This is a genomic window from Comamonas sp. CAH-2, from assembly GCF_009668305.1.
In the GTDB taxonomy this organism is placed as follows: domain Bacteria; phylum Pseudomonadota; class Gammaproteobacteria; order Burkholderiales; family Burkholderiaceae_C; genus Comamonas; species Comamonas aquatica.
Genome location: NZ_VSWF01000003.1, coordinates 162,924 through 189,173, shown reverse-complemented (window position 1 = coordinate 189,173; position 26,250 = coordinate 162,924). Strand labels below are relative to the sequence as shown.

At 66.5% G+C, this 26,250-nt stretch carries 24 protein-coding genes; 7 read left to right on the top strand and 17 right to left on the bottom strand.

Annotation, left to right across the window (positions count from 1 at the left end; all coding sequences use genetic code 11):
* Positions 1-243 precede the first annotated feature (243 nt).
* The 3 genes from hpf (at position 244) to hprK (ending at position 2,202) form a co-directional block, all read left to right on the top strand.
* A complete protein-coding gene (gene hpf, locus FYM52_RS04100) occupies positions 244-591 on the top strand; it encodes a ribosome hibernation-promoting factor, HPF/YfiA family (RefSeq protein ID WP_154163177.1) in 348 nt (115 codons plus the stop codon).
* A gap of 129 nt (positions 592-720) precedes the next feature.
* Positions 721-1,188, top strand: coding sequence for a PTS sugar transporter subunit IIA (locus tag FYM52_RS04095; RefSeq protein ID WP_042415852.1), 468 nt, complete (start codon positions 721-723; stop codon positions 1,186-1,188).
* A gap of 48 nt (positions 1,189-1,236) precedes the next feature.
* The gene (hprK, locus tag FYM52_RS04090) at positions 1,237-2,202 is read left to right on the top strand and encodes an HPr(Ser) kinase/phosphatase (RefSeq protein ID WP_042415854.1); all 966 of its coding nucleotides are present in this window, start codon (positions 1,237-1,239) and stop codon (positions 2,200-2,202) included.
* A 66-nt stretch (positions 2,203-2,268) separates the two neighbouring features.
* On the opposite strand, the gene fur is transcribed toward hprK, so the two are convergent.
* Positions 2,269-2,697, bottom strand: a complete 429-nt coding sequence (fur, locus tag FYM52_RS04085) for a ferric iron uptake transcriptional regulator (RefSeq protein WP_042415857.1) — start codon at positions 2,695-2,697, stop codon at positions 2,269-2,271.
* A 147-nt stretch (positions 2,698-2,844) separates the two neighbouring features.
* Here fur and FYM52_RS04080 point away from each other — a divergent pair, with 147 nt between their 5' ends.
* Together FYM52_RS04080 and dapB are read left to right on the top strand one after the other, a co-directional pair.
* Positions 2,845-3,390: an outer membrane protein assembly factor BamE gene (locus FYM52_RS04080; RefSeq protein ID WP_154163176.1), complete on the top strand. Its 546-nt coding sequence runs from the start codon at positions 2,845-2,847 to the stop codon at positions 3,388-3,390.
* A gap of 98 nt (positions 3,391-3,488) precedes the next feature.
* Entirely contained in the window at positions 3,489-4,316 is an 828-nt protein-coding gene (gene dapB / locus FYM52_RS04075) for a 4-hydroxy-tetrahydrodipicolinate reductase (protein ID WP_154163175.1), read from the top strand.
* 50 nt (positions 4,317-4,366) lie between these two features.
* Here the strand turns inward: dapB and FYM52_RS04070 are convergent, their stop codons facing one another.
* The 3 genes from FYM52_RS04070 to FYM52_RS04060 form a co-directional block, all read right to left on the bottom strand.
* Entirely contained in the window at positions 4,367-5,647 is a 1,281-nt protein-coding gene (locus FYM52_RS04070) for a diguanylate cyclase (protein WP_238826107.1), read from the bottom strand.
* Positions 5,648-5,894: 247 nt separating this feature from the next.
* A complete protein-coding gene (ssb, locus tag FYM52_RS04065) occupies positions 5,895-6,461 on the bottom strand; it encodes a single-stranded DNA-binding protein (protein WP_154163173.1) in 567 nt (188 codons plus the stop codon).
* Positions 6,462-6,731: 270 nt separating this feature from the next.
* Entirely contained in the window at positions 6,732-7,913 is a 1,182-nt protein-coding gene (locus tag FYM52_RS04060; protein WP_154163203.1) for an MFS transporter, read from the bottom strand.
* Between the two features lie 199 nt (positions 7,914-8,112).
* On the opposite strand from FYM52_RS04060, the gene uvrA reads away from it, so the two are divergent.
* Entirely contained in the window at positions 8,113-11,160 is a 3,048-nt protein-coding gene (gene uvrA, locus FYM52_RS04055) for an excinuclease ABC subunit UvrA (protein ID WP_154163172.1), read from the top strand.
* 77 nt (positions 11,161-11,237) lie between these two features.
* Here the strand turns inward: uvrA and FYM52_RS04050 are convergent, their stop codons facing one another.
* The 6 genes from FYM52_RS04050 to FYM52_RS04025 all read right to left on the bottom strand — a co-directional run bounded on the left by FYM52_RS04050 (position 11,238) and on the right by FYM52_RS04025 (position 17,792).
* Positions 11,238-13,322 (bottom strand): hypothetical protein, encoded by a 2,085-nt coding sequence (locus tag FYM52_RS04050; protein ID WP_154163171.1) that lies wholly within the window; start codon positions 13,320-13,322, stop codon positions 11,238-11,240.
* An 89-nt stretch (positions 13,323-13,411) separates the two neighbouring features.
* Positions 13,412-14,041, bottom strand: a complete 630-nt coding sequence (locus tag FYM52_RS04045) for a PilW family protein (RefSeq protein ID WP_043378647.1) — start codon at positions 14,039-14,041, stop codon at positions 13,412-13,414.
* A gap of 20 nt (positions 14,042-14,061) precedes the next feature.
* Entirely contained in the window at positions 14,062-14,496 is a 435-nt protein-coding gene (locus tag FYM52_RS04040) for a hypothetical protein (protein WP_154163169.1), read from the bottom strand.
* The gene (locus tag FYM52_RS04035) at positions 14,474-14,986 is read right to left on the bottom strand and encodes a type II secretion system protein (protein ID WP_162524647.1); all 513 of its coding nucleotides are present in this window, start codon (positions 14,984-14,986) and stop codon (positions 14,474-14,476) included. The genes FYM52_RS04040 and FYM52_RS04035 overlap by 23 nt, the downstream gene beginning before the upstream one ends.
* Positions 14,983-15,372: a type IV pilin protein gene (locus FYM52_RS04030; protein ID WP_279823940.1), complete on the bottom strand. Its 390-nt coding sequence runs from the start codon at positions 15,370-15,372 to the stop codon at positions 14,983-14,985. Before FYM52_RS04030 ends, FYM52_RS04035 begins: the two co-directional genes overlap by 4 nt.
* 440 nt (positions 15,373-15,812) lie before the next feature.
* Positions 15,813-17,792: a methyl-accepting chemotaxis protein gene (locus FYM52_RS04025; protein WP_238826106.1), complete on the bottom strand. Its 1,980-nt coding sequence runs from the start codon at positions 17,790-17,792 to the stop codon at positions 15,813-15,815.
* Positions 17,793-18,067: 275 nt separating this feature from the next.
* Here FYM52_RS04025 and FYM52_RS04020 point away from each other — a divergent pair, with 275 nt between their 5' ends.
* Positions 18,068-19,216, top strand: coding sequence for an FAD-binding oxidoreductase (locus FYM52_RS04020; protein ID WP_154163202.1), 1,149 nt, complete (start codon positions 18,068-18,070; stop codon positions 19,214-19,216).
* Positions 19,217-19,395: 179 nt separating this feature from the next.
* Here FYM52_RS04020 and FYM52_RS04015 read toward each other — a convergent pair whose 3' ends face one another.
* The 7 genes from FYM52_RS04015 to trbL all read right to left on the bottom strand — a co-directional run bounded on the left by FYM52_RS04015 (position 19,396) and on the right by trbL (position 26,240).
* Positions 19,396-20,376 (bottom strand): tripartite tricarboxylate transporter substrate binding protein, encoded by a 981-nt coding sequence (locus tag FYM52_RS04015; RefSeq protein ID WP_154163166.1) that lies wholly within the window; start codon positions 20,374-20,376, stop codon positions 19,396-19,398.
* Between the two features lie 363 nt (positions 20,377-20,739).
* Positions 20,740-21,468, bottom strand: a complete 729-nt coding sequence (locus tag FYM52_RS04010) for a hypothetical protein (protein ID WP_154163165.1) — start codon at positions 21,466-21,468, stop codon at positions 20,740-20,742.
* 141 nt (positions 21,469-21,609) lie between these two features.
* Positions 21,610-21,870, bottom strand: coding sequence for a DUF2274 domain-containing protein (locus FYM52_RS04005; protein WP_154163164.1), 261 nt, complete (start codon positions 21,868-21,870; stop codon positions 21,610-21,612).
* Positions 21,867-23,135, bottom strand: a complete 1,269-nt coding sequence (locus FYM52_RS04000; protein WP_154163163.1) for a TrbI/VirB10 family protein — start codon at positions 23,133-23,135, stop codon at positions 21,867-21,869. Before FYM52_RS04000 ends, FYM52_RS04005 begins: the two co-directional genes overlap by 4 nt.
* 2 nt (positions 23,136-23,137) lie before the next feature.
* On the bottom strand, positions 23,138-24,160 hold the full coding sequence (trbG, locus tag FYM52_RS03995) for a P-type conjugative transfer protein TrbG (protein ID WP_154163162.1): 1,023 nt from the start codon (positions 24,158-24,160) through the stop codon (positions 23,138-23,140).
* The gene (gene trbF, locus FYM52_RS03990; protein WP_154163161.1) at positions 24,157-24,861 is read right to left on the bottom strand and encodes a conjugal transfer protein TrbF; all 705 of its coding nucleotides are present in this window, start codon (positions 24,859-24,861) and stop codon (positions 24,157-24,159) included. Before trbF ends, trbG begins: the two co-directional genes overlap by 4 nt.
* Before the next feature lie 11 nt (positions 24,862-24,872).
* Positions 24,873-26,240, bottom strand: coding sequence for a P-type conjugative transfer protein TrbL (gene trbL, locus FYM52_RS03985; protein WP_027015128.1), 1,368 nt, complete (start codon positions 26,238-26,240; stop codon positions 24,873-24,875).
* Between the last annotated feature and the right edge of the window lie 10 nt (positions 26,241-26,250).

Below are 26,250 nucleotides of genomic sequence, written 5' to 3'. Positions count from 1 at the left end.
TCCTGCGCAGCGGCGCACACGCCCAGCAGACCTCAGCAAAAACGCCCCATTTTGCGCTCATTTGCGCCCCCCGTCTGCCGGGCGGCCATTTCCCCGCGTGCCACCCCAGCATGCGCTTGCACACCCCGGTCAACAGGCGCATAGTGGTTCGCAAGCGACGAATGCGCATTCAACCGCCCCAGGCCGCACCCTCCGGTGTGCGGCCCCCAGCTTTGCCACCCTGAAAGCACAGGAGGTTGATCTATGAACTTGACCATCAGCGGCCACCATCTGGATGTCAGCCCCGCCTTGCGGGCCTACGTTCTCGCTAAACTGGACCGCGTGCTGCGCCACGTGGACCATGTGATCCACGTGAAGGTGCTGCTGTCCACGCACAACGAAGCGCAAAAGGACGGGCGCCAGCGCGCCGAGTGCAGCATCCTCGTCAAGGGCAACGCCCTGCACGCCGGCAGCAAGCACTTTGACCTGTACGCCGCGATCGACGAACTGGCCGACAAGCTGGACCGACTGGTTCTCAGCCACAAGACCCGCACCAAGGGCTGGCGCTGCACCCCGACCAAACACGCCGTGGCGGCCTTCGCGGCCCCTTAAAGCACCTTGTCTTTTGCTTGAACGCAGATTTGGGTAAAGTCTGCCCTGACAGGCCGCCAACTGGCGGCCTTTTTGCTCCGGCGCACCAGCCAGCATTCTGGGTCCGGGCGATGCATAATTCCTCACAACATGAACCGTCTAGCTTCCATCCTGTCGCCCGCTCAAGTGCTTGTGAGCGTTGATGCCACCAGCAAAAAACGCGCTTTTGAAGAAGCCGGTCTTTTGTTTGAAGGACTGCACGGCCTGTCGCGCGCGCTGATCACGGACAGCCTGTTCGCCCGGGAGCGTCTGGGCTCCACCGGACTGGGCCATGGCGTCGCCATCCCCCACGGCCGCATCAAGGGCCTGAAGGCCCCGATGGCCGCGGTGTTCCAACTGGCCCGCGCCATCGGCTTCGACGCCCCCGATGAGCAACCGGTACAGCTGCTGATCTTTCTGCTGGTGCCCGAAGCCGCCACCCAGCAGCACCTGGAAATCCTGTCGGAAATTGCCGAGCTGCTGAGCGACAGCGGCCTGCGCGAGTCGCTCAAGAGCGCCAACGACGCCCTGGTCCTGCACGAACTGATTGCCACCTGGCAATCCGCCGCTGCCAACTAACCCCACCTTGCCTGCTGCGAGGGCCGGCAAGGTTTCACTGCCCCCGCCATGCGCCACAAAGCCATCAACGCCAACCGGCTCTTCGAAGCTTTTCGTACCACGCTGCGTTGGGAATGGCTGGCCGGCCTGGGCGCCTCGGAACGCCGCTTCGATGAGATGGCCGTGCGCTCCGCGCGCTCCGGTGCCGATCTGGTCGGCTACCTGAACTACATCCACCCCTACCGCCTGCAGGTACTAGGGGAACGTGAGGTGGCCTACCTGCAGAACGCCACCCCCGAAGACTGTGCACGGCGCATTGCGCGCATCGTCAAGCTGGAGCCCCCGGTGCTGGTGCTGGCCGACGGCCAGGCAGCGCCCCCTGCCCTGTTGACCATGTGCGAACAGGCACAAATCCCTATGTTCGCCACGCGCGAAGCCTCGGCCTTCGTCATCGACGTGCTGCGCGCCTACCTGTCCAAGCACTTTGCCGACCGCACCACCATGCACGGCGTGTTCATGGACATCCTGGGCATGGGCGTGATGATCACCGGCGAGTCCGGCCTGGGCAAGAGCGAGCTGGGCCTGGAGCTGATCACACGGGGCAACGGCCTGGTCGCCGACGATGCCGTCGACCTGTACCGCATCAACCAGACCACCATCGAGGGCAAGTGCCCCGAGCTGCTGCAGAACCTGCTGGAAGTGCGCGGCATCGGCCTGCTGGACATCCGCGCCATCTTTGGCGAGACCGCCGTGCGCCGCAAGATGCGCCTCAAGCTCATCGTGCACCTGGTGCGCAAGGAAACCATGGAGCGCGAGTACGAACGCCTGCCCCAGGAGCCCCTGACCCAGGACGTGCTGGGCATCCCGGTGCGCAAGGTGGTGATTCCCGTGACCGCGGGCCGCAACATTGCGGTGCTGGTGGAAGCCGCCGTGCGCAACAGCATCCTGCAGTTGCGGGGCATCGACACCTACCAGGAATTTGTCGAACGCCACCGCAAGGCCATGGAACGCGACATGGGCCGTGGCGCCCAGTAAAGCGGCATAAAAAAGGCATCCCGAGGATGCCTAGTCAGCAGCAGGGCACGCCAGGCGTGCCGGCGCTCAGCGCTTGCCCACCTTGGTCGTGCAGTCGGCGCACTGGCCGTACAGCGACATGGAGTGATCCTGGATGCTCCAACCCATGCGGTCCGCAATCATCTGCTGGCGCTTCTCGATCTCGGGGTCATAGAACTCCTCCACCTTGCCGCACGCCGTGCAGACGAAATGGTCGTGGTGCTGGCCCTCGTTGAGCTCGTACACCGCCTTGCCACTTTCGAAATTGCTGCGCAGCAAGATGCCGGCCTGCTCGAACTGGGTCAGTACGCGGTAGACCGTCGCCAAGCCAATGTCCGAACGCTCATCGAGCAGGACGCGAAACACGTCTTCGGCCGTCATATGGCGTTGCTTGCCACCCTGGAAAATCTCCAAGATCTTCAGGCGCGGCAGCGTCGCTTTCAGGCCTGTGCTTTTGAGGTCGTCGATGTTCTTCATGGCGTAATTGAAAGTGGGTTGCGGCACAAGCTTACGACAGCTTGCCCCTGACAACAAAACGGCCCAAAACCGGGTGCGCGATTGCGCGCCAGCCCCGACAGCACCTGCCGCTACAATGGGCCAGATCATATCCTTGGCTTATTACCCATGCATGTACACGCCCGTTGTCGCCTCCGGGTGGCGCTGACCCTGTCTCTTGTCTCGCTGCTGGCCGCATGTAGCAGCGTGAGTGAAACCACCCGCAATGCCATGAGCTCCATCACCCCCTATAAGGTGGAAGTGGTGCAAGGCAATTTCGTCTCGCGCGAGCAGGTGCAGGCCCTGCAGCCTGGCATGAGCCGCCAGCAGGTGCGTGAAATCCTGGGCACGCCCCTGGTCACCAGCGTTTTTCACGCCGACCGCTGGGACTATGTGTTCACCATCCAGCGCCAGGGGGTGGAAGCCCAGAACCGCAAGCTGAACGTCTTCTTCGAAGGCGAACGCTTTGTGCGGGCCGAAGGCGATGAAATGCCCTCGGAATCCGAATTCGTGGCCACCCTGGGCAAGCCCACCGGCAAGCTGAAGGTGCCCAACCTGCAGGCTTCCGAAGAGCAACTGGCCAAGTTCCCGGCCGCCAAGCCCAAGGCTCCGGACGCTGTCGCCCGCGACACCGCGCAACCCCAGCGCAGCTACCCCCCGCTGGAAGCCAACTGAATTTCTCTGCACATGCGCCTTGGCATGCTGCACACGGGCCGCTCGGTGCCTCAGGCGCTGGAGCGGCTTTGCACGTTTGACACACTGACAGGATTGCTATGACCGCCACCTCTTCGCCCCCTCGCCTGCGCATCGCCGTCGCAGGCGCATCTGGCCGCATGGGCCGCATGCTGGTAGAGGCCATTCAGAACAGCAAAGACTGCATGCTGACTGCGGCCCTGGACCTGCCCGGCAGCCCGGCCCTGGGCAGCGATGCCGCCGCCTTTCTGGGCCAGAGCAGCGGTGCGCTGATCGAAAGCGACCTGCGCAGTGCACTGTCCAAGGCTGATTTCCTGATCGACTTCACCCGCCCCGAAGGGACCCTGGAGCACTTGGCCGTGTGCGCCGAGTTGGGCGTCAAGGTGGTGATTGGCACCACCGGTTTCAGCGATGCGCAAAAGGCCCGGATTGCCGCCTATGCGCAAAAGACCGCCATCATGCTGGCGCCCAACATGAGCGTGGGCGTCAACGTCACCCTGAAGCTGCTGGAGATGGCCGCCAAGGCACTGGATACCGGCTACGACATCGAGATCGTCGAAGCCCACCACAAGCACAAGGTAGATGCACCCTCGGGCACCGCCATCAAGATGGGTGAAGTGATTGCCGAAGCCCAGGGCACCAAGCTGGAAGACCGCGCTGTCTACGAGCGCTTTGGCCACACCGGGGAGCGCAAGGAAAACACCATCGGGTTTGCGACCGTGCGTGGCGGGGACATCGTGGGCGACCACACCGTGCTGTTTGCCGGCACGGGCGAGCGCATCGAGATCACACACAAATCCAGCAGCCGCGCCACCTATGCCGAAGGCAGCCTGCGTGCCGTGCGCTTCCTGGCCACCCAGGCGCAGGGCCAGTTCGACATGTTCGACGTGCTGAACCTGCGCGCCTGAACACCGCCGCCGCAGCCCGGCCCACAGGCGCCGGGCTGCGGCGGGCGGGCTCAGCCTTCCAGCTCGGCCACCTGCACGCAGTTGCGGCCGGCGGTCTTGGCGCGGTACAGCGCCGCATCGCTTTGGCGCAGGATGCGCTGGTAGTCGGGATGGCCGTCGAAGGTCGCCACCCCCACGCTGATGGTGACGCCCTGGGTCTGGTTGCGCGGCAACTGGAAGCGCGCCTGCTCCACCTGCTTGCGCAGCTTCTCGGCCACGCGCTGCGCACCTTCGCTGCCGGTATCGACCAGCACCATCAGGAACTCCTCGCCCCCCAGGCGGAACAGGTAGTCCCCCCCGCGGATGTTGTGGCTCAGCAGGGCCGCCATTTGCTGCAGCACCATGTCGCCACCCTCGTGGCCATGCTGGTCGTTGATCTGCTTGAAGAAGTCGATGTCGATGGTCAGCACGCTGAACGCGGCAGCGCTCTTGCGCGCATAGGACACCTCCTTGGACAGCACCACGGGCAGGAACTTGCGGTTGAGCAGTTGCGTCAGCACGTCGCGCCCGGCATCCAGTTCGCTGTTCTGCGTGAACAAGGCCTCCAGGTTCATGGCCATGTGGCGGACCTGCTCATGCAGCTGCAGCAGCGGCTGCGCCACCTCGCCACTTTTGGCACCCATCAGGGCCGGCAGCAGCTCCTGGTCGATGCGCTCGATGGCGTCCAGAATGCTCTGCGCGGCCGGTGCACCCTGAAACATGTCAGCGCCTTTGTGGCGGAACCACAGCCCGAAATTGGACGAGGCTAGGCTGCTCAGCGGCTGGCTTTCCGCGCCCAGCGCGTGCAGGTACAGGCACTGGTTCTCCCAGGCCAGCAGCTCGGCGCGCCGCTGCTCGCGCACGGTCGTGAGGTTCTGCGTCACGGAGAACAGGCGGTACGCCTCCTTGGTGCGCGAATTGCTGTCGCGCGACACAGCATAGCCTTGCGACATCGCCTCCATGGCGTGGTCGATCACGGCGGCCACCATCTGGCTGGCCAGCGTCTGCTGCTCGGGATGGTGCTGCGCCAGCAGGTGGTGCCAGCCGTCCTTGAGCCGGCGCGCGCCGCGCAGCACCAGGTGCACGGGCACGTCCACGCGCGCATGGATTTCACCGATCTTGACCTGGTGCTGCACCAGGGGCTCCAGGTCATCCTCCGGCTGCGCGCTCAGCACCTGGGCAATCCACTGGCGCATGGACCCCATCAAGCGGGCATGCACTTGTTCGTGCGACAGCAGGCCCACTGCGGCCTCGTCTTCCAGCATGGCGCTGTAAAAGTGCTCGGCCAGCGCCTGGTTGTGGGCCTGTGCCATCTCCGCCACCAAGCACCGGATCTGCGGGGAAAAACTCGACAACAGGCGACGCCATTGGTTGGCATAGAAAGAAGGCATGGGACAGGCAGACAAAGCCAAAACCTTGCAGTCTGCCCAGAACTGCCCAAACCTGCGCCTGGGGCCCACAAACCCCGCGCCCGCATCCGAGTTCTAGGCCCCTGCTTGCGGGCATAAAAAAACCCGCAGCGGGTGAACCGTGCGGGTGGTGCGATCAGGCTGTGGCCGGTCAGAACGGAATGTCGTCGTCCATGTCGTCAAAGCCGGAAGCCGCGCGCTGGAGCGGTGGTGCCATGGGCGCGGGGGCCGCCGCGGGCGGGGCCATGCGCTGCTGGGGTGCGGCCTGGCGCGGTGCGGGCGCTGGGGCGCGGCGTGGGGCTTGGGCCTCATAGCCACCGTTGTCGCCATAGCCGGCGTCATCGCCATAGCCCTGGTTCTGGTTGCCGCCGCCCATGCCCTGGCGGCTGCCCAGCATCTGCATGCTGTCGGCACGGATTTCGGTGGCGTAGCGCTCCTGGCCGGTGGCCTGGTCGGTCCACTTGCGCGTGCGCAGACTGCCTTCCACATAGACCTGCGAGCCCTTTCGCAGGTACTGGCCGACGATCTCGGCCAGGCGGCCGTTGAAGACCACGCGGTGCCACTCGGTGGATTCCTTGTTCTCGCCGGTGTTCTTGTCGCGCCAGCGGTCGGTGGTGGCGATGGTGACGTTGGCGACCTGGTCCCCGCTGGGGAAAGTGCGCATTTCGGGGTCACGCCCCAAGTTGCCGACCAGGATGACCTTGTTGACGGATGCCATGGTGAATACCTTTGTGCAAGTAGCGCGGGCAAAAAGTGGGGAGGTTCCCGCGCCAGATCAGTGAGTGCAGCACCCCCCGGTATGGCTGCAGGGTGGCAGCATACCGCACCTGCCGCGCCCCGTGCAGCGCCGCAAAACAACACCTGTGTCGCGGGCGGACATGCGGCGCCAGGCGCTAAAAAAACAGAGCAGGTTGCGCTCAATCCATAACGACTTGCAGGTGTTTTGGCTTTGAAGCCTATGCAAATCCAGCGCCAGGCGCTCCGTTTTTCACGAGCGCGCCGCGCGGCCGATCGGCTGCAGCGGCCAGGTGATCACCAGCCACAGCAGCATCAGCGCCGCCGTGGCCGTGAACAGGGCTGGCATGCCGCCCCACTTGGCCAGCACCCCGCCCAGGAAGCCCCCGGCAAACAGCCCCAACGACTGCAGGGTGTTGTACGCCCCCAGGGCTGCGCCACGCAGCGCCGCAGGCGCCATGCGCGAGACCAGGCTGGGCTGGCTGGCCTCCAGCGCGTTGAAGCCCACGAAGAACAGGAACATCAGCCCGCCCAGCAGCGCCAGCGAGGCCGGCAGCACCGCCTGTGCCACGGCCCCCAGGCCGATCTGCACCACCAGGATCAGACCGATGGAGCCCAGCAGGGCGGCACGCAGGCGGCCGCGCCGCTCCAGGGCAAACAAGCCGCCCATGGCGACGAAGGACAGCACCACGGCCGGCAGGTACAGCTTCCAGTGCACGTCCTTGGCCAGCCCGGCCGACACCAGCAGCGCCGGCACGGCCACCCACATCGCCATCTGCACGGTGTGCAGCAGGAACACGCCGGCGTTCAGGCGCAGCAGATCGGGGTGCTGCCACAGTTCGGACGCCTTGCCGCGCGGTGCGTCCGCGTGCCGGACCGGCTCGGGCGGCACCACCCACAGCACCACGGCAATGCCGGCCAGCGTGAGCGCAAAGGTCAGACCGAAGATGCCGGGCAGCCCGCCCCAGGCCGCCAGCAGCGGGCTGAGCACCAGGGCCAGCGCAAACATCAGGCCGATGGAGCCGCCCACCAGGGCCATGGCCTTGGTGCGCACGCTGTCGCGCGTCAGGTCGGCCATCAGCGCCGTCACGGCGGCCGACACCGCGCCCGCGCCCTGCAGCGCCCGCCCGACCATCAGTCCGAGCAGGGAATCGGCCAGGGCGGCCACCAGGCTGCCCAGCGCGAACACGGCCAGCCCGGCCACGATGACGCGCTTGCGGCCCCAGCGGTCCGAGGCCAGACCCAGCGGCAGCTGGAACACGGCCTGCGTCAGCCCGTACAGGCCCATGGCCAGGCCCACCAGGGCCGCGTCCTGGCCGCCCGGGTATTTGGCCGCCTCCAGCGCGAACACCGGCAGCACCAGGAACAGCCCCAGCATGCGCAGCGCAAAAATCAGCGCCAGGCTGGCGCTGGCGCGGCGCTCCAGCGGGGTCATCGTGCTGCCGACGGCGGTGTCAGACGAGGTGGAGGGGGTATCGGTGTGGGGCTGGGACACGCAACAAAACCAAGGTGGAACGGCACAAAAAAGCCGCAATCCGCGGCGCACGGAGCCCCGGTACAGCGGCTCCAACAAGTCCTTATTGTCTGCGATTGGGCAGATGACCGCCACACACCGGGCGGGCCAAATCTCTATGATGGATGATTTCCCTTCGGACCCCAGCCCTGACGTGACTGCCGCCTTGACTCCCTTCCCGCCTGCCGATGCGCCCGACCCTGACGGCCGCTACCTGGGCCAGGCCCTTGGGCATACGCGCATCAGCATCCGCGGTGCACGCACGCACAACCTCAAGAACATCGACCTGGACATCCCGCGCAACCAGCTGGTGGTGGTGACCGGTCTGTCGGGCTCGGGCAAGTCCAGCCTGGCCTTCGACACCTTGTACGCCGAGGGCCAGCGCCGCTACGTGGAGAGCCTGTCGGCGTATGCGCGCCAGTTCCTGGGCCAGCTCGACAAGCCGGACGTGGATCTGATCGAAGGCCTGTCGCCGGCGATTGCCATCGAACAGAAGGCCGCCAGCCACAACCCGCGCTCCACCGTGGGCACGGTCACCGAGATCAACGACTACCTGCGCCTGCTGTTCGCCCGCGCCGGCACGCCCTACTGCCCCGAGCACGATCTGCCCCTGCAGGCCCAGACCATCAGCCAGATGGTGGACGCCATCCTGGCCCTGCCCGAAGGCACCCGGCTGATGGTGCTGGCCCCCGTGGCACGCGCGCGCAAGGGCGAATTCGCCGAGCTGTTCACGCAGATGCAGGCCCAGGGCTACATCCGCTTTCGCATCAACGGCAGCGTGCGCGAGGCCAGCGACCTGCCGGTGCTGGACAAGCACGCCAAGCACGACATCGACGTGGTGGTGGACCGCGTCAAGGTGCGCCCCGACCTGCAGCAGCGCCTGGCCGAAAGCCTGGAGGCGGCGCTGCGCATCGGCGGCGATGCCGCCAGCGGCCGCGTGCTGGCCATGGACATGGACAGTGGCCAGGAGCACGTCTTCAGCAGCCGCTTTGCCTGTCCGCTGTGCACCTATGCGCTGGAGGAGCTGGAGCCGCGCCTGTTCTCCTTCAACTCCCCGATGGGCGCCTGCCCCACCTGCGACGGCCTGGGCATCAGCGAGGAGTTCGACCCGGACAAGGTCGTGCCCTTTCCTTCCATCAGCCTGGCCAACGGCGCCATCCACGGTTGGGACCGGCGCAACAGCACCTACTTCAGCCTGCTGCAAAGCATTGCGCAACACTATGGCCAGGATGTGGAGGCGCCGTTCGACAGCTGGCCGGCCACCGTGCGCCAGGTCGTGCTGTGGGGCTCCGGCACCGAGAAGCTGGCCTTCACCTACGACGGCGACGGCAAGCCCACCGTGGTGGAGCATGTGTTCGAAGGTGTCATCCCCAACATGGCGCGGCGCCTGCGCGAAAGCGATTCGCAGATCGTGCGCGACGACCTGGCCCGCCTGCGCAGCCTGCGCAGCTGCCCCGACTGCCACGGCAGCCGCCTGCGCCGCGAGGCACGCCATGTGCGCGTGGGCGACGGCGATCAGGCCCGCGCCATCTACGAAGTCAACGCCGCCACCCTGGCCCAGGCCCACCAGTGGTTCAGCACCCTGCAGCTGCAGGGCAACAAGGCCGAGATCGGCGAGAAGATCGTCAAGGAAATCTCCTCGCGCCTGCGCTTTCTCTTGGACGTGGGCCTGAACTACCTGAGCCTGGAGCGCAGCGCCGACACCCTGTCCGGCGGTGAGTCCCAGCGCATCCGCCTGGCCAGCCAGATCGGCAGCGGCCTGACTGGCGTGATGTACGTGCTGGACGAGCCCAGCATCGGCCTGCACCAGCGCGACAACGACCGCCTGATTGCCACGCTGCAGCACCTGCGCAACATCGGCAACAGCGTGATCGTGGTGGAGCACGACGAAGACATGATGCGTGCGGCCGACTGCATCATCGACATGGGCCCGGGCGCCGGCGTGCACGGGGGCCAGATCATGGCCCAGGGCACGTTCGACGAGGTCAAGGCCACGCCCCAGTCCCCGACCGGCCAGTACCTGAGCGGTGCCAAGCGCATCGCCGTGCCCCCGCGCCGCACGCCCTGGCTGCCGGTGAAGGCGGCCGACACGGCGGCGGCGCCTGCCGCCAGCGGCTTTCCGACCATCCCCGGCAGCGGCAACGCCCCCGATCACCACGCCCTGCAAAGCCTGCGCGTGGTGGGTGCGCGCAGCCACAACCTGCAGGACGTGACGGTGGACTTTCCGATCGGGCTGTTCACCTGCGTGACGGGCGTGTCTGGCTCCGGCAAGAGCACCCTGGTCAACGACACGCTGTACGCCGAAGTGGCGCACCAGCTGCACCGCGCCGGCACCGAACCCGGTGCCCACCAGGCGCTCGAAGGCCTGGAGCACCTGGACAAGGTCATCAACGTGGACCAGGCCCCCATCGGCCGCACGCCGCGCAGCAACCCCGCCACCTACACCGGGCTGTTCGCCCCGATCCGCGACCTGTTTGCCGAGACCGCCACCGCGCGCGAACGCGGCTATGGCCCGGGGCGCTTTTCCTTCAACGTGGCCGGCGGGCGCTGCGAGGCCTGCCAGGGCGACGGCATGATCAAGGTGGAAATGCACTTTCTGCCCGATGTCTACGTACCCTGCGACGTCTGCCACGGCCAGCGCTACAACCGCGAAACCCTGGAAGTGCAATGGAAGGGCAAGCACATCGCCGACGTGCTGGGCATGACGGTGGAAGAGGCGCGCAGCTTCTTCCAGGACGTGCCCAGCATCGCGCGCAAGCTGCAGACCCTGCTGGACGTGGGCCTGGGCTACATCCGCATCGGGCAGAGCGCCACCACCCTGTCGGGCGGCGAGGCCCAGCGCGTCAAGCTGGCGCTGGAGCTGTCCAAGCGCGACACGGGGCGCACGCTCTACATCCTGGACGAACCCACCACTGGCCTGCACTTTGCCGATGTGCAGCTGCTGCTCAACGTGCTGCACCAGCTGCGCGATGCGGGCAACACCATCGTGGTGATCGAGCACAACCTGGACGTGATCAAGACCGCGGACTGGATCATCGACATGGGCCCCGAAGGCGGCACCGGCGGCGGCCAGGTGGTGGCCACGGGCACGCCCGAGCAGGTGGCGCAGCATGCCGGCAGCCACACCGCCCGCTACCTGGCCAGCTACCTCCAGGCGGCCTCGCGCTGAGTCCGCCCTCCGCCAGCGCTAGGCCGATGGCGGCCTAGCTGGCCCTCGCCCAGCTACGCGGCCTACTCCACCAGTGGCTACAGATAGCGCGACCACTGGACCTGCACCTGGGCGTTGGGGTCCGTGGACTCGCCGCCCGTGCCCGGGGTGCCGGGCTTGCCCCCGCCCGGGTCCATGGTTTTGGGCAGGTTGCGCAGATCGAAGGTGGTGCTGCCTCCCATGGAATTCTTGGCCGCCGTACCCTGCGCCAGGGCGGTGACATAGCCATGCACCGTGGTGCTGCCGCCGCTGGTGAATTCGTTGCCGGCCTTGACGCTGCCATAGATGTAGGCCGAAGAACCCAGCGTGATGTTGCCGCCGACATAGCTGGCCAGATCCGCATAGTTCTCATCGCTGCGGCTGCCTGCCAGCATCGCGTAATTGCCTAGGCCTTCCAGGCCAGTCTGCAGGTACTTGGCTCCGGCCTTGTCGCACAGGTCCGTGGGGTACAGCCCCGGAAAGTAGCTGTTCTCGCACACCCCGGTCGGCGCATACTGCACGCCATCCACCCGGCCGCTGTAGCCGGCGTAATTCGGGGCGTAGACGCTGGTGCCACCGGCTGTGGTGATGTTGCTGCTGGCAATGAAGGTGTTGTAGTACACGCCATTGCCCACCTCCAGATTGCCCTGGAACCACGCGATGCCGGGCGCGGCACTGGTGCCGTTGATGGACCACGTCTGGGTTTTGCTGTTGAAGGCAAAGCAGCTGTTGTACTCCGAATAGCCCTTGCACAGCGTGATGGACTGAGCGGGCAGGGGATCGGCGCAGCGCACGGAAGACCCACTCCCCGTCACCTTGGTGCACAGACGATCCTTGTAAGGCCCGCTGTCATAGTCCGCCAGGAAGTATTCGCCATCCTGAATGCCGGCCACGTGGCGCACCACCACTTTCTTGGAACCGGCCGCATTCACGAAGAACACATAGTTCGCCAGGTGGCGCACATCGTTCGCATTGAAGGTCTCCTTCGCCACCTCCACCTTGGCCACCGCCGACACATCGACCACCAATCCACTGGTGACCTGGACATTGATCTTGTTGTTCCAGTTGGGTTTGCTCACAGTGCCACCGACGCGCCCCCCTGCCACCGTCGCATCGCTGTTGACCGTCAGCTTGCCCTGGGCCGTCAGTGCGGTCACCGTACCCGAAGCCAGCGTGACATCGCCCGCCGTCTGCACCTGGCGCGCGCCGGCACTGCCGGCACTCAGGTCAACCCCCCGCACCGCCGGCGCCGCACAGGTGGACGCGGCGGCGGAATTCCAGGGCGGGCTGTAACCGGGGGCCGCACAGGCGCCCACGTCCTCGGGATTGACCCGGGCGTACACCTCGCCGTTCTGCGACACCCCGGACTCCAGCTTGGCCGAACCGTTGGCCCGCAACACGCCCGGCACGCTGGCCCCGCCCAGCACGCAGGCATTGCGGCGGGCGTTGATCGTCTTGGCCGTCACGCTGCCGTCAATGAACACGTCGCAGTTCGCGTGCAGCTCATCGAAGGAGGAGCCGCTGCCGATCCGGATCGAACCGGTCGAAGTGATCTTCTTCACCCCGGTGATGGAGTTGCCGTCGGTGGAGACATCGCCGATCACCGAAATCTCATAGGCCTCGGCCCCCGCATCCTGCAGCACATTGATGCTGCCCCCCAGCTTCAGGTTGCGGCTGAACGTGATCACCCGATGGTCGGGCTGTGCCGGTGTGCCACCGTTGCCGCCCGTGCCCTCCTCGCCATTGCCACCACTGCCGGGCAGGGCATAGACGACTTCCAGGCCCACCCGCGCCTCGGCCGGAGACCCTTGCGCGGTCATGCCCACGATCTGCGCGGTCACGGTCTTGGCCGTCGTGTTCACGGCCGTGAGCTGCGCCTCGACCACACCGTCGACGCCTTCGCCCTGCAAAGTCAGCGTCTGCGGGAACGTGGCCCCCATCAACTGGGTCCACTGGCCCTGCTGCCGGACATGCTGCAGGTACTGGCGCACCAGCTCCGCGCCGGTCCAGGCCTTGAGCTGCGCCTGCGTCTGGGCGTGGTTGCTCAGGGTATAGACCTGCTGCTGGCGCAAGTACGCCGACGAGCCCAGCACCATGACTGTCAGCGTCAGCCCGACCAGCAACAACAGCAACACGGTGGCCACACCCTGCTGCCTGCCGGCATGCCCTGGCCTGTGACCCCGCGCAGATGCTCGCTGCCCGGGCTTGTGCCCACCCCATGCCCGTACTTCCATCACGATGCCCTCATATTCGCCAGACAGATGCTGGTGTGCAGCACCTGGCCGCTGCTGCTGGTTGCACTGAACGTCAGGCGAACCTGTTCCGTGGCCGGCCCGATGCCGAACGGTGCACAGGTCGCCGTGCTTTGCGCCAGGGTGATGGCGCCCTGCGGCACACGGTCCAGACTGCGCGGCGTACCCCATGCCAGGCTGGACCAGGCCGTCACATTGGCGCAGGCCACCGGCCCCAGCAGGCGCAAGCCACCGCCTTGTGCCGGGGCCCACAGCACCCGGCACTGCGATGCCCCGGTGATGTTGTCGCTCCACACCACGGCATTGCCCTGACCATCGGCACTGTTCTGGCCAGTCAGCCGCTGGTGCTCCGCATCCCATGCCAGGTCCTTGAGCACCATGCCATGCGTGCCCCAGACGGCATCCGCAATCCCAAAGCCGGCCGACTGCAGGATCAATCCAGCCGACACGAAGCTGGCGTTGCGCTGCGCATTGGATTGGGCGTCCTGGCGGGCATTCACCGTGGTCTTGACCATGCGCTGGAACAGCGACAGCGCCGCCAGGATGACGAGCATGGAAATGGCCAGCCCCACCAGCAGGCTGATCAGCGTCACGCCGCGCGGGCGCCGCATGCGGCAACCGGCCCCGCGCCTCATTGCTGGATCACCACGCTGACCTGGCCCAGCAACTGCGTCGCCTGCGCATCACTGCCGGGGGTGGCGTAGCGCAGCTGCGTCACAACCGAGGTGATGGGTGCGCTCATCGCGGGCAAGCCGCCGCCAGCGGGCACCGTCACGCTCACCGACTGGGTCTGGCACTGCAGCGTCGGTGTCAGTTGCGCCGCACCGATCTGCAACGGCCCCACCGCCCCACCGCACAGGGCCTGCAAGCCCTGCGACTCCAGGGCAAAGCGCATCTGCCCCAGGGCCAGATCCTGCGTATTGGCATAGCGCTGCTGCGCCAGGATGCGCGCCGTCGCGTACGACAACCCCAACCCCAGCACGCCCAGCAAGACCATGCCCACCAAAGCCTCCAGCAGCATCTCGCCACGCTGCTGTCGGCGCTCAGTACCACTGGATCGTCTCATCGTTCTGAGCCCCCCCTCTTTGCACGACCAGGGAAGCGCCGGTCGCACCGACCGGCAACCCGCGGTTGTCGATGCCCCAGCTGTGTTGCGCGCCTTCGGACAGGGCCGCGCCATCAACCAGCACCTGGACCCCGGCCGGCAACTGTGCCGACCACGTGGGCACGGTGCGGCTGGACAGGTAGTTGCATGTGGCACTGCCCTGCGCCGCCTCCACCAGCAACCGATAACCGGCGCCCGCCAGGTGTTCCAGCGTCAGCACGGCCGCGGCCTGGCCTTCATGCGTCTGGCAGGGGTTGCGCAGCGCCAGGGCCTTGGCCACCCCCCACCCCTGCTCCAGATCGCTGCGGGCCTGTTGGGTGCGCGATCCGTTGACCCAGTCACCGCCCAGCGAGACGCCAAGCAGCAGTAGGAAGGCCATGACCGTCAGCGTGACCATCAGCTCGATCAAGGTCAGACCCGCCTGGGCCGACAGGCCTGGGCGACCGCTCACCATGCACCCAGGGCCGGGCACGCGCTGGCCGCATTGCGCACGTTGTTGGCATCGAGGCTCAAGGTGCAGGCGCCACTCTTGCGCGTCGCCGTCAGGGTGTAGGTCGTGCTGTCCGAGGTCACCCGGTAATCAAACAACTCCCCTTGCGTCGGCACCCAGGCGCTGAAGTCGGTCTGCATGCTGCCTTCACGGGCCGCCACGGTCCGCGGGACCAGCGCGTTCGCGTAGGTGGGGTAGACCAGGGTCTTCTGGAACCGGTTCTCCAGCACCAGGCTCAGCGCCACCAGATCGGCCGACGCGGCACGCGCCTGGCTCTTGGCCATGTACTGGCTGTACATGGGCATGGCCACGGCCGCCAGGATGGCCACCAGCGCCACCACGATCATCAACTCAATCAGCGTAAACCCTCTAGCAGCCACCAACCGGCTTGCCCGAACACCTGCAGAAAAATCCATAACTCTGGCCAAAAAACTTCTATGTGCGCGTAGAACGCTGGAAACAACAGAATATCGTGCGACTCGCGCAAAGCGATTGCGAAGGGACATAGGCTACAGGCCTGACCCTGTTCAGGCCGTTGGTCGGTCTATTTCTGACAAGGGTTAACATTTATGCTGGGTCTAAACAACACCGCACACCCGGCCACGCCCACCTTGCACCAAGGTGATGCACGCCGCTATCGTATTGCATAGCAATCAACGCTGACCGTTACAGAGTTTCACGCACTTTTCAAAGCCAAAGCCAGTACTGGCAAGCGTTGTGCGCTCTCCATAAATTCAAAGCATGAAAAAAGGAGCCGCAGCTCCTTGAGGGGGACAGGTCACGCGCCTCAGGCCAGGGCCAGTGACGGGCTGCGGGCCGACCGCCCGTGCGGCACGGCCACGGCCTGCGCGGCGGGGGCGCCGTCCCACCGGAACAGGGACACCGCCTGCACCAGTTCCTGCCCCTGCAGGTTCAGGCTGTTGGCGGCGGCGGCCATCTCTTCCACCAGGGCGGCATTTTGCTGCGTGGCCTGGTCCATCTGCTGCACCGCTTCGCCCACCTGGGCCACGCCGCTGGCCTGTTGCTGGCTGGCGCTGCTGATGGCGGCGACGATGTCGTTCACCTTCTGGATGGCGGCCACCACATCGTCCATGGTGTCACCGGCCTTTTGCACCAGCACATTGCCCTCGCCCACGCGCGCCACGCTGGCCTCGATCAGTTGCTTGATCTGCTTGGCCGCATCCGCGCTGCGCTGCGCCAGGCTGCGCACTTCGCTGGCCACCACGGCAAAACCACGGCCCTGCTCGCCCGCGCGCGCCGCTTCCACCGCGGCGTTCAGCGCCAGGATGTTGGTCTGGAAGGCGATGCCGTCGATGACGCCGATGATGTCGGCAATCTGGCGGCTGCTGTCGTGGATGCCCTGCATGGTCTGCACCACCTGGCCCACCACCGCGCCGCCCTGCACCGCCACATCGCGGGCCGAATGCGCCAGGTGGCTGGCCTCGCGCGCGTTGTCGGCATTGTGGCGCACGGTGGCACTGAGCTGTTCCATCGAGGCGGCGGTTTCCTCCAGCGCGCTGGCCTGGCTTTCGGTGCGGCTGGACAGGTCCAGGTTGCCCTGGGCAATTTCGGCGCTGGCCAGGGCCACGCTGTCCGCCCCCCGGCGCACCTGGGCCACCATGGGACGCAGGTGCGCGCGCATGGCCTGCTGCGCCTGCAGCAATTCACCCACCTCGTTGCTGCCCACGGCGTGGTCTTCACCACTCAGGTCCCCCTGGGCCACGGCCTGGGCCATGGCCACCGCCTGGTGCAGCGGCTGGGTGATGGAGCGCACGAACACCACGGCCAGCCACAGCCCGCCGGCCAGGCCCGCCGCCATCAGCGCCAGCATCGCGGTCAGTTGCTGGCGCAAGCGGCGCTCCTCGGCGCGCAGGGCGTCGGTCAAGGCCTCGGTGCCGCCCACGGCCAGCCCATTCACGGCCTCGATGCTGCGCGTCAGTGCGTCAAAAAAGGTCGGCGCAGCCAGGGACAGCTGCGGCGCATTGATCAACTGGTCGGCCGCCATCTTCAGGCTGTCACTGCCCAACTGCTGGGCCTGGCCCCACGGCGCCTCCAGCACCTGGCGGTAACGGGGGTTGAGCTGCATGGCGCGCTCCAGCGAGCGGCCCACGGACGCTTGCAGGTCCGCCACCCGCTGGTGCAGGGCGCGCAGACTGCCGCGGTTTTCCGGTGGCAACGTGCCCTGGGCCAGGAAGCCGGCGCCCTGCCCACGCAGCAGCCCCAGGCTTTCACTGAGCAGCGGGGCCTGGGTCAGCAGCGCCTGGATCATGGCCTGGCTGTCATCGCGGGCCGTGGTGTTCAGGGCATAGGTGTGCAGCAGCGCTTCGTTGAGCAGCAACAGCTGCACCACCAGCTGGGTGTGCTGCGCCATGCTGTCGGGGCCGCGGATGCTGCGGCTGGCCACCGCCTGCTCCAGCGTCTTCCAGCGCTGGACCAGCTGGTCCAGTTGCTGGCGCAGTTCGGGCGGCGCCTCGGCCTGTGCCAGGGCCTGCTGGGCCTGCGCCAGGCGCTGGTGGACCGTCTCGCGCACCGCGTCGCGGCGGGCGGCCATGGTGGCGTCGCCGCCCAGCATGCCGGCGGCCGTGCCGCGGTGCACCTGCAACTGCTGCACGGCGGCATTGACGGCCATCATGGGCGGCATGCCGGTGGCCTCGCTGCGCGCGTGGCGCAGATTGCCCAGCACATCGGTCACATACAGCGACAGCGGCAGCGCCACCATCACCAGCGCCACCAAACCCAGAATCAGCAGCTTGTGGGACAAGCGCATGCGATGCAGCACAGAGGTCATAGCAAATTGCGATACAGCCACTGCTGTCCGCACAGTCAGCGCCCACACCGGCTCGAAAAAAGTTGGTGAAGCAAGTATCCGCAGTAAGCCTGTCAGCGCAGCGATCCGGCGGGCAAAAAAGTGGAGGCTTGCATCCAAAATTGACACAGATCAAGCAAAACACCGCCCGGGAAACCCCTGGGCCGTCGCCACCACCCCTTCACAAGGGCCAGAACCCGCGTATCGTTGCAGGCATGAGCGAAGCAACTAGCAATATGCAGGCCCAGCAATGGGACATCGTGGTGATTGGCGCCGGCATGGCCGGGGCCAGCACGGCCTGGCAGCTGGCACAGGCGGGCCAGCGCGTGCTGGTGCTGGAGCGCGAAACCCAGCCCGGTTATCACACCACGGGCCGCTCGGCGGCCTTGTTCGAAGAGCATTACGGCCCCCCCCAGGTGCAGGCGCTGACGCGTGCCAGCCGCGCCTTCTACGAGGCCCCGCCCCCCGGTTTCAGCGATGTGCCGCTGCTGCACCCGCGTGGCGTGATGTACGTGGCCACGGCCGCGCAAAAACCGCTGATCGATAGCGCCTATGCCGAGGCGGTGCGCCACTCCCCGGGCGCCCAGCGCCTGGACGGCGATGCGCTACGCGCCCTGGTGCCGGTGCTGAACGCCAGCATCGTCGATGGCTTTGTGGACGATGGCGCGCGCGACATCGAGGTCCACGCACTGCACCAGGGCTTTCTGCGTGGCCTGCGCCAGCAGGGCGGCCAGGTCTGGTGCCAGGCCGAGGTCACCGGCCTGCAGCACGACGTGTTCGCCAGCCGCTGGACGGTCACGCTGGCCGACGGGCGCCAGCTGCAAACCCACGCGCTGGTGAATGCCGCCGGCGCCTGGGCCGATGGCCTGGGCGAGCTGGCCGGGGCCCGCGCCATCGGCCTGGTGCCGGCGCGCCGCAGCGCCTTCACCTTCCCCGCACCCGAGGGGATGGAGGCCGCGCACTGGCCGGCCGTCATCAGCGCGGACGAGAGCTTCTACTTCAAGCCCGATGCCGGGCAGCTGCTGGGTTCCCCGGCGAATGCCGACGCCACCTACCCCCACGATGTACAGCCCGAGGAGGAGGACATCGCCACCGGCATCTGGAACATCGAGCAGGCCACCACGCTGCGCATCCGCCGCCCCTCGCACACCTGGGCGGGGCTGCGCTCCTTCGTCGCCGATGGCGAGATGGTGATCGGCTGGGACGACGAGGTCCCCGGCCTGTTCTGGGTGGCCGCCCAGGGCGGCTACGGCATCCAGAGTGCCGCCGCCTACAGCCTGCTGGCGCGCAACCTGCTGCTGGACGAGCCCATCGACCCCAGCCTGCTGGACGAGGGCGTGGACCTGGCCGCGCTGGAGCCGGCACGCCTGCAGCGCGAGCGCTGACCCACAAAGCAGAGCAGGTAGCGCAGGCTCTGCAAGCCTTTCCAGCGCTTTCAGACCTGCAACCCTTATCAGACAAGCGCTAGCAGCTCCCTTTTTGATAAACCAACATAAAAAAAAGCCCGTCCGGCGCTAACCGGACGGGCTTTGGGGTGGGCTCAGGGCAGGCCTGCGCAGCCGGCTTACAGCTCAATCTTCGCGACGTCGATGATCTTCTTGTACTTGGCGATTTCGCCGTTGATGTACTTGCCCGCATCCAGCTTGCTGTCCATCACGGACGCGCCGGCGTCTTCCATCTTCTTGCGGAACTCGGGCGAGGCCATGGTCTTGTCCAGCGCCGCCTTCAGCTTGGCCGCGATGGGCGCGGGCAGGTTGGCGGGGGCCATCATGGCGAACCAGGAGTTGATGTCCACATGCTTGAACTCGGGCGTTTCCGCCAGGGCAGGAATGTCGGGGGTGGCCGCGTAGCGCTTGGCTTCGGTGGTGCCGATGGGGGTCACCTTGCCGGCCTTGATCAGCGGCAGGCCCGAGGACAGCACGAACACACCGTACTCGATGTTGTCGCCCAGCACGTCGTTCGTCAGCGCAGGCACGCCGCGGTAAGGCACGTGCTGCATGTCGATCTTGCCCTGGTCCTTCATCATTTCACCGGCCAGGTGCAGGGCCGTGCCCACGCCCGACGAACCGTAGCTGAACTTGCCGGGGTTGGCCTTGACGGCCTTGACGAACTCGGCGGCGGTCTTCACGCCGGCCTTCTTGGAAGCCACCAGCACCATGGGCTGCGACGCCACCATGCCGATGGGTGTGAAGTCGCTGATCTTGTACTTCACGGCCTTGTTGATCTGGTTGGCGATGGCGATTTCGTTGTTCGCGCCCACCAGCAGCGTGTAGCCGTCGGGCTTGGCGCTGGCCACCTTCTGTGCACCAATGGCGCCACCGGCGCCGCCCAGGTTCTCGACCACCACGGTCTGGCCCAGGTGCTTTTCGATTTCGTTGGCCACCAGACGGCCCACCAGGTCGGTCGAACCGCCCGCGGGGTAACCCACGACGATGGTCACGGGCTTGTTGGGGAAGGAAGCGGCGTCATCCGCAAACGCGGGGCCGGCTGCCAGCATGGCAGCACCGCAGGCAATCAGGGTGCGACGAAGAATGGTTGTGGTCATAAAAGGTCCTTGTTGCCCGGATTGTGAACAACTTTTCACAATGTTTGCATGAATATATGCAATGTTGACATGCCACATGCGCAAGACCGGCGACCCGAAACAGGGCGTCCGTACCGTGCGGGGTGCACCCCGCACCAAGATGGCACCCGCAGCGAAGCCGCCACGCGCCCATGAAAAATGTCCGATGTCAAGTCCCCGCTGTGGACCTGCACCGGCCTAAAACCCCTTACGCCACAGGCAGTTAGGCCTGGATCGGTCACTCTTTGGTGGTTGGCCTGCGTGGGCTAGGTGCCACATGGGAGCATGGCGGTGGCAAACACCGTCATGCTCTGGAGGGGGTTTCCCCCTCCGTGGAGGAACCAGTCAGGCAGCGATCGACGCCTCTGCGGCAGTTTTCGCCGCCTGCGACACGCTTTCGCGAAGCCGCACAGAGGCAGCGGCATCTGGGGTCGAACGGGTCACCTTGACGGCGGCCTGCGACGGCCAGTCCGTCGAACCGGTCAGAATGACCCCAGGCTGCTCGCCGAACTCGTTGGCGAGCCGCTGCCGGATCGACTCAGGGACAAAGGCAGCGCCGGGCAGCGCATACGCCAGGTACTCCACGAAGTACGGGTGCTTGTGCCAGCGCCCACCGTCAACGGCGCGCTCCATCGAACGCTCGAAGTGGGACAGCAGAACAGCCAGCGCACCTTGGCGCTGAGTTCCCTGGTCGGGCGAACGCATCCAGTCGTACCCGGTGCGCTTGACCTGCTCGCGCTCCTTGTACGGCATGGGCACGAAGCCCAGCGTCGCCTGCGCTTCCTCGAAGAGCTGATGCCGCTCGCTGTGCGCCTTGATGTCAGCGGGCAGCCTTCCATCAAAGGTGAAGGAGCAGAAGCGGCAGTGGTGCGCACCGCCGTCCATGTCCACGTGGCTGGCCAATTGCGCTTCGTAGCGCTTCTCCAGCTCGTGGAAGTGGCGCACTCCATACTCGGCCGCGGCAACGGCATTGAGCCGTTGCATATGCGTCAGGTCGGGGAGTGTGGCTTTGGCCGCCTTGGCGGCCTTCTTGAGGCGGGCCAGATCGGCCCATGTGATGGTGTTCATCTTCATTGGTTTCTCAATCGAAGACTCCTAGGGTCCGCTCAGTAGGAATCCGACCAAGATTCCAATGGAAATCGCCATTGGTAGTGAGTGAACTTTGCCATTGCGGACGGCCAGCACCTACCCGTGCATGGTGCCATCTTAGCAAGTTCAGCCAGGCGTGTGCGCCGGCAGGCTCTTCTGCGCTTTGCGCTTGGCATCCACCCGCCTAAAGCCCCGGTCCCCCGCCATGAACGCCTCTAGCATGTGCGGGATCAGCGTGGCCGCATCGGCCGCCTCGCCGTAGGTCTGTGCGTGCAGCGCGGCATAGCGGTCGAGTTCAGCCTTCAGACTGGTCGGGCAAGAGAACGTGAGCTTCGTGGCCTCGGTCTTGGGCAGCGGCCCCAGCCGCAGTTTCTTGGAGGTGTTCATTTCGCGGCTCCCCGGTTGAAGAACAAGGGCTGGTACGGACGCAAGACGAGGTCGCGGTTGGCGATGATGCGCACCGGCAGGCCCGGCCGCTCGGTCAGGGTGGGCTGGATGTTCATGTTGCGCCGGGTCATCTCCTGGCCGACCTGGTTCACGCTGTCCTGCAGGCTGTCGCGCCCGGCGATGATGACGCGGTTGCCGTCCTGCCGGTTCTGCGGCGCGGCCAACTCGGCGCCCACGCCCAGCAACGTGGTCAGCGCCGCGCCCGCGAAGACGCGATCCCAGTGCCAATCGACGCCATCCTCCAGGCCGGCGTAGCCGGCAGGATCGGTGCCCGCGAGGTTGTCGAGCTTCAGCGACGACGTGTCGGGCAGGATGATGCGGTTCCACACCACCTGCACGCGGCTTTGCCCGTAGCTCACTTGGCTGTTGTACTTGCCCAGGATGCGCGAGCCCTGCGGGATCAGCAGGAACTTGCCCGTGGCCGTGTCATAGACCGGCTCCGTCACGGTGGCGATCACGTCGCCCGGAAGATCGGACTTGATACCCGTCACCAGCGCACCCGCGATCACGGTCCCAGCCATGACCTGGTACGGCGAGGCTGGCATCTGCAGATTGCCGGAATTGAGGGTTTCCGTAGAACCGCCTTTCAGGAAAGCCTCTTTCTGGTCTTGCCGGTTCTGCGCAGCGGTGGGGTCGGTGGGTTGGGCCGCCGTCGAGGCCGGCCCGGCAGCCAGAGGATCGAACCCCGCCAAGGTCGATGCCGAACCGGCGGCGGCGACTTGCGCGGTCGCTGGCGCACTCGTCTTGCCGGGCGTGCCCGAGCGGAAGAATACCGACGAAGCCGCTGCGGCATCGGCCTCCTTGCGCCGTGCATCATCCGGGTCGTTGCCCGGCGGCGCATAGGTGGGCGTCGCCGGCTGCTGCGACTTCACGATCGCCGGGCCGAGATCGCCCGGCAGCGGCGGCCCCAGCTCGGGCACCTTCGCGGGCAGTTTGGAATAGTCCGAAGGCAGGCCGTCCAGCCCTTCGGACTTAGAGACACGATCTACGTTGTACAGCTCGGTCTGCTCGCCTGCATTGCGCCGGTGCGGCTGCAATGACCAGATCGTGGCTCCGAGCACGGCAACCGACAGGCCGCCGGTGAGGATGGCCAGCGTGCGTCGGTTCAGGCGCGTGACCGGACGCGGCTGCGCGCGCAGCGCCACCGCCTCGGGTGCCACCTTGCCCGCCTGCGGCGCAAGGTCAGGAGAATCGTCCTGGCTCATGGTCAGTTCCTCCGCGTGCCACTCGAAGCACCATCCGTGCGCTCAATCCGCACCACGTCGCCTTCAGTGCCCTTGCCGCCACCCAGGCGCAGCTCGGCCGCGCCGAACAGGCGATCGACGATGTAGTACGGCGAGCGGAAGCGGTAGTTCACCAACTGCCCATCGCCCTGCGCACCGATCACGAACAGCGGCGGCAGTTCGCCCTGGGCGATGCCCGGCGGGAACTGGATGTAGACCTTCTCGCCGTCATCGAAGGCGCGCAGCGGCTTCCACGGCGGATTGCTGCCGCTGACTGCGTAGCGGAAACGGATCTTCTCCAGCGACAGGCCAGTATCGACCGAAGCGGCAGTGCTGGCCGCCTGCGCCTGGCGCTGCAGGGCCAGCATCTTGTCCTTGGGGTACTCCCAGGACACCGAAGCCATCCATGTCTTCTCAGTCGAGGTCAGCTCCAGCAGATAGGTGCGCCGGCTGGTAGTGACGACCAGATTGGTCTTGAGGCCCGAGCGGATGGGCTTGACCATCACGTTGACGCGCAACGCATCACCGCTGCCGCTCGATGTGTCCCCAACGATCCAGCGCACGGTATCGCCAGCGGCCACCGTCACCAGTTCCTCGCCCGGTTGCAGCGAAACCACCGTCACGCGGCCCACGGCTGCATAGACCTGGTACAGCGCGCCATCGGTGAAGGGCCACACCTGGATCGCATTGACGTAGCCCTCGCGCGTGGGCGCCACACGGGCCTCGGCATTGGCACGCGACACGCGCACCTTTTCGTCGGCAGGCTCTGGCGCAGGCTTGGCTTCTTCACCTTCGGGCAGCGGCTTCAGCTGCGACGGCAGCGCGAGCGGCTGGGGCACCGTGACCACCTCCACCGGCTTGGGTGGCTCCGGCAGCGGCTGGGCCTGCACCGGCTCATCGAGCGAGATGGCCGGCGGCGGCTTGCCCTGCGAAGCGCAGCCTGCAAACAGGACGGTGGATGCCAGCAGGATCGCCGGCAAGGCGGATTTACGCAAAAGATCATTCATGGTTTTGCTCCTTCGTTTCCTTCCAGCTCACGGCTCCACGACAGCCCGTTGACGTAGATGCCCAGGGGGTTCTTGCGCAGCCGCTGCTCGGTGCGAGGGGTCTGCTGCACGATGGAAACCACTGCGTTCCAGCGTTCGGTGCGATCCAGCGCACCGTTCACAAAGCGCGTCTCCGTCCAGCGCACGTTGAACGACTGGTCGCTGGCGCGGGTCACGCTGCTGATCTGCACCGTCACCGACTCCTTGCCGATGCGCGCGAACGGATCGTTCACGCGGGCGTACTCGTTGAGCGCCACGGCACCCTTGTCCGTGGTGTAGTTGTAGGCATCGAGCCAGTTCTGCCGCACGACGATGGAGTCGATGGACAGCGAGCGCACCAGCCCGATGAAGCGGCCCAGGTGATAGGCCATCTGCGCATCGTTGGGTCGATATGGCGTGGCGGCCTCGCCGACCGCGCGCACCTGGCCCGCGTTGTCCACCTCCACCACGTAGGGCGTCACGATGGACTGCGCGGAACGCCAGACCAGGCCGCCCGCCATCAGCACGGCCAAGGTGAGGCAGCCCAGTGCCATGAAACGCCAGTTCTTTGCCTGCACGCGGGCCGAGCCGATACGCTCGTCCCACACCTGGCCTGCGGCTTGGTACGGAGTGGCAGGTTGCGGTGTGTCGGCGTAGCGCAGCTGCGGTCGTTTGAATCGCATGGGAGTTCTCCTTATGAATCGGAATCGCGAAGGCTTGGGCCCTGGCTGGAGCTGCCGCCATCGCCGCCACGCAGCGTGTGGGCGGCGGTGGTCGCGGCATGGGTGAGTTGCTGCCTGCGATGCAGGCGCTTGGCCCAGGCCGGCTGCTCGGTGGATGGAGGTCGTGCGGCGGCTTCGCTGGTGCTCTGCGTCCCAGCAGCTGCCCCCGATGCCGATCCGGCGTCATCGGGTCGGAAGGAAGCAGCGACACGCTCCTTCATCGAGCGCGCTCCGTCGGCCACCTTCTGTCCGGCGGCCTGCGCACCGGTCTTGGCCACGTTGCCCACGCCGGCGGGGGCACCCTTGAGGCTGCCACCGGCCGGGGCGGAACCTGCCTGGTACGCCGACCGGGCGCTGCCGGCGGTCGATGCCATCGAGCGGGCCCCGTCCCCAGCCATCCTCGCGGCGGCGGGTGCCATGCGCGCCCCAGCCGCCACGGCGCTGCCGACGCCAGAGGCCGCTGCGCCGACCGCGACGGCGGCGCCGGCCGCCCCAACGGCAGCACCGGCCATCGCGCCAGCGCCGAGCTGCGGGCCGCCCGATACCAAGCCCGTCGCAATGCCCGGACCGAAGATGCCCAGGGCCAGCAGTGACAGCGAAGCCAGCATGATGACCAGTGCCTGGTCGATGGAGGGCTCGGAGCCCGGCGGTATCCGGAATTCGGCGAACAGCCCCGAGCCGATGCCCACGATGACGGCAAGCACCAGTACCTTGATGCCTGAGGACACCGCGTTGCCCAAGACCTTCTCGGCGAGGAACGCAGTCTTGTTCCAGAGGGCGAACGGCACCAGCACGAAGCCCGCCAGCGTGGTCAGCTTGAACTCGATCAGCGTGACAAAAAGCTGCACCGCCAGCACGAAGAAGCTGACGATGACCACCAGCCACGCGAGGAACAGCACGACGATGGGCGCGATGTGGATGAAGACCTCTGGGAAGCCCGCCATCTCCCGGATCTGGTCGAGGATGGGCGCCGCCGCGTCGATACCGGCCTTGGCCAGCCGTCCCGGTTGCAGGAAGTTGCCCATGCTCAAGGTCGAGCCGCTGGCCGTCAGGCCCAGTCCGGCAAAAGACCGGAACAGGATGCCCGCCAGGGTGTTGAAGTTGCCGATGATGTAGGCGAAGGCACCGACGTACAGCACCTTGCGGATGAGCTTGGCGATTACGTCCTCGCCCTGGCCGGTGGCATGGCCCATCGCCCAGAACAGCCCGGCGAGCGTCATGTCGATGACGATCAGCGTGGCCGTGAGGAATGCCACCTCGCCGTGCAGCAGGCCGAAGCCCGAGTCGATGTAGCGCGAAAAGGTGTCGAGGAAACGATCAATGACCGATACGTCATTCATGGCCCGGCCT

What these genes read in the sequence shown, in the direction of transcription:
- hpf (WP_154163177.1), top strand. Translation starts at nt 244, where the DNA reads ATGAACTTGACCATCAGCGGCCACCATCTGGATGTCAGCCCCGCCTTG.
- FYM52_RS04095 (WP_042415852.1), top strand. Translation starts at nt 721, where the DNA reads ATGAACCGTCTAGCTTCCATCCTGTCGCCCGCTCAAGTGCTTGTGAGC.
- hprK (WP_042415854.1), top strand. Translation starts at nt 1,237, where the DNA reads ATGCGCCACAAAGCCATCAACGCCAACCGGCTCTTCGAAGCTTTTCGT.
- fur (WP_042415857.1), bottom strand. Translation starts at nt 2,697, where the DNA reads ATGAAGAACATCGACGACCTCAAAAGCACAGGCCTGAAAGCGACGCTG.
- FYM52_RS04080 (WP_154163176.1), top strand. Translation starts at nt 2,845, where the DNA reads ATGCATGTACACGCCCGTTGTCGCCTCCGGGTGGCGCTGACCCTGTCT.
- dapB (WP_154163175.1), top strand. Translation starts at nt 3,489, where the DNA reads ATGACCGCCACCTCTTCGCCCCCTCGCCTGCGCATCGCCGTCGCAGGC.
- FYM52_RS04070 (WP_238826107.1), bottom strand. Translation starts at nt 5,647, where the DNA reads ATGGCACAGGCCCACAACCAGGCGCTGGCCGAGCACTTTTACAGCGCC.
- ssb (WP_154163173.1), bottom strand. Translation starts at nt 6,461, where the DNA reads ATGGCATCCGTCAACAAGGTCATCCTGGTCGGCAACTTGGGGCGTGAC.
- FYM52_RS04060 (WP_154163203.1), bottom strand. Translation starts at nt 7,913, where the DNA reads ATGACCCCGCTGGAGCGCCGCGCCAGCGCCAGCCTGGCGCTGATTTTT.
- uvrA (WP_154163172.1), top strand. Translation starts at nt 8,113, where the DNA reads ATGGATGATTTCCCTTCGGACCCCAGCCCTGACGTGACTGCCGCCTTG.
- FYM52_RS04045 (WP_043378647.1), bottom strand. Translation starts at nt 14,041, where the DNA reads ATGCGGCGCCCGCGCGGCGTGACGCTGATCAGCCTGCTGGTGGGGCTG.
- FYM52_RS04040 (WP_154163169.1), bottom strand. Translation starts at nt 14,496, where the DNA reads ATGAGACGATCCAGTGGTACTGAGCGCCGACAGCAGCGTGGCGAGATG.
- FYM52_RS04030 (WP_279823940.1), bottom strand. Translation starts at nt 15,372, where the DNA reads ATGATCGTGGTGGCGCTGGTGGCCATCCTGGCGGCCGTGGCCATGCCC.
- FYM52_RS04025 (WP_238826106.1), bottom strand. Translation starts at nt 17,792, where the DNA reads ATGCGCTTGTCCCACAAGCTGCTGATTCTGGGTTTGGTGGCGCTGGTG.
- FYM52_RS04020 (WP_154163202.1), top strand. Translation starts at nt 18,068, where the DNA reads ATGCAGGCCCAGCAATGGGACATCGTGGTGATTGGCGCCGGCATGGCC.
- FYM52_RS04015 (WP_154163166.1), bottom strand. Translation starts at nt 20,376, where the DNA reads ATGACCACAACCATTCTTCGTCGCACCCTGATTGCCTGCGGTGCTGCC.
- FYM52_RS04010 (WP_154163165.1), bottom strand. Translation starts at nt 21,468, where the DNA reads ATGAAGATGAACACCATCACATGGGCCGATCTGGCCCGCCTCAAGAAG.
- FYM52_RS04005 (WP_154163164.1), bottom strand. Translation starts at nt 21,870, where the DNA reads ATGAACACCTCCAAGAAACTGCGGCTGGGGCCGCTGCCCAAGACCGAG.
- FYM52_RS04000 (WP_154163163.1), bottom strand. Translation starts at nt 23,135, where the DNA reads ATGAGCCAGGACGATTCTCCTGACCTTGCGCCGCAGGCGGGCAAGGTG.
- trbG (WP_154163162.1), bottom strand. Translation starts at nt 24,160, where the DNA reads ATGAATGATCTTTTGCGTAAATCCGCCTTGCCGGCGATCCTGCTGGCA.
- trbF (WP_154163161.1), bottom strand. Translation starts at nt 24,861, where the DNA reads ATGCGATTCAAACGACCGCAGCTGCGCTACGCCGACACACCGCAACCT.
- trbL (WP_027015128.1), bottom strand. Translation starts at nt 26,240, where the DNA reads ATGAATGACGTATCGGTCATTGATCGTTTCCTCGACACCTTTTCGCGC.